2 protein-coding genes are annotated in these 1,249 nt (G+C 38.6%); both read right to left on the reverse strand.

The genetic code is table 11. The annotated features are described in order from the left end of the window. Positions 1–277: 277 nt before the first annotated feature. On the reverse strand, positions 278–580 hold the full coding sequence (locus ACERJO_RS20930) for a hypothetical protein (protein WP_247106317.1): 303 nt from the start codon (positions 578–580) through the stop codon (positions 278–280). A 3-nt stretch (positions 581–583) separates the two neighbouring features. Next, complete coding sequence (locus ACERJO_RS20935) at positions 584–820, reverse strand: hypothetical protein (protein ID WP_373648777.1); 237 nt, start codon at positions 818–820, stop codon at positions 584–586. Positions 821–1,249: the final 429 nt, after the last annotated feature.

The following is a 1,249-nucleotide window of genomic DNA, read 5'->3' on the forward strand; positions in this document are numbered from 1 at the left end:
AAAAAAACACCACTTAAAAAAGTGATGTTTTCGTAGAAATCCCTGTTCCAGAAGGATTTCGCGGGTTTGGCACCCAATGACCCGTATGGGGATCGAACCAATGACCTCCACCCTGTCAAGAGCCTCATGAGAATTTCCTCAGTCTACCGAAAATACCCTGAAAGCTTATCGTGTAAGGCTTTCAGGGTATTTTAATTTATTGCTGATAACCGGGAATATCGCCTGATTTTCTGTAATGTGTGACCAAAATGTGACCACTGATAATCGTTACGATTATTTATAATGGTTTTTGATGTGGATGCCGAATTAAAAATATTTCAACATGATCCCTTGTCATTCGATAAAATACTTTATATGGATCTGACTTCCCAACAGATACTAGTACCATTCTAAGATCAACAGGCATTTTGCGGATAAGAACCTGACGACCGGGAATATAGATTGAAAAATCCTGACGTTTAAAGTATGCCTGTATGATCCTTTTAAGATACCCAGCAATAGGTGGCAATTCAATTGTCTCTCTCCATTGGTCTAAATCCAATAACGATTGAATTGCCGATCTTCTCCATTTAATTTCCATACTCTACTGTCCTAACATTTTATTGATTTCTTCTTCGGACAATAAAGGGTTATCATTTTCTAAGGCTTGAAGTAGTTGATTTTCTTCTTCGGTGTCTGTTACTTCGTAACAATCGGAGGTCTTCAAATCTTCAACCTCCATTAGTAGATATTTTCGCTCACCGACTTGGAAATATAATTCACCAGATTGAATGGCTTGTTTAATGTCTTTATGATCAATTTTTATTGGTTTCACATTCATCACCTGCTTTTTGTCCTTATTGTTTTTATTATAAACGAACTTTAAGGATAAATAAACTTCAACAGAAAAATGACCCTAAAATATCTGTCCATTGAGTGTAACCTATCCACTACCGAAAACTCTTTTGAAGAAATCCCCCATCTGCCGGTGCCCCTAACCTACCTTGTAGTATCACAGCTTCGCTTGTTATACGGGATCCATGTCCCAACCAGCCTCAAACATGTTTCTACAAGTAGGGGGTGGACAATATTGCGGACGGGATCGAGTCCCACGCGCCCGAGCGTCCTACCCCGGCTACCCTCATTAAACCATTAAAAATGGCCAACCAGAAAATAAAGTTCTGATTGACCTTATAATACGATACCTCCCGTTTGTTGAATGAAGGAATAACTCATACTAGCAGGTATTTTTAAAGAAATCACTTAATGC

The organism is Halalkalibacter sp. AB-rgal2, assembly GCF_041821005.1.
GTDB lineage: Bacteria > Bacillota > Bacilli > Bacillales > Bacillaceae_D > Halalkalibacter.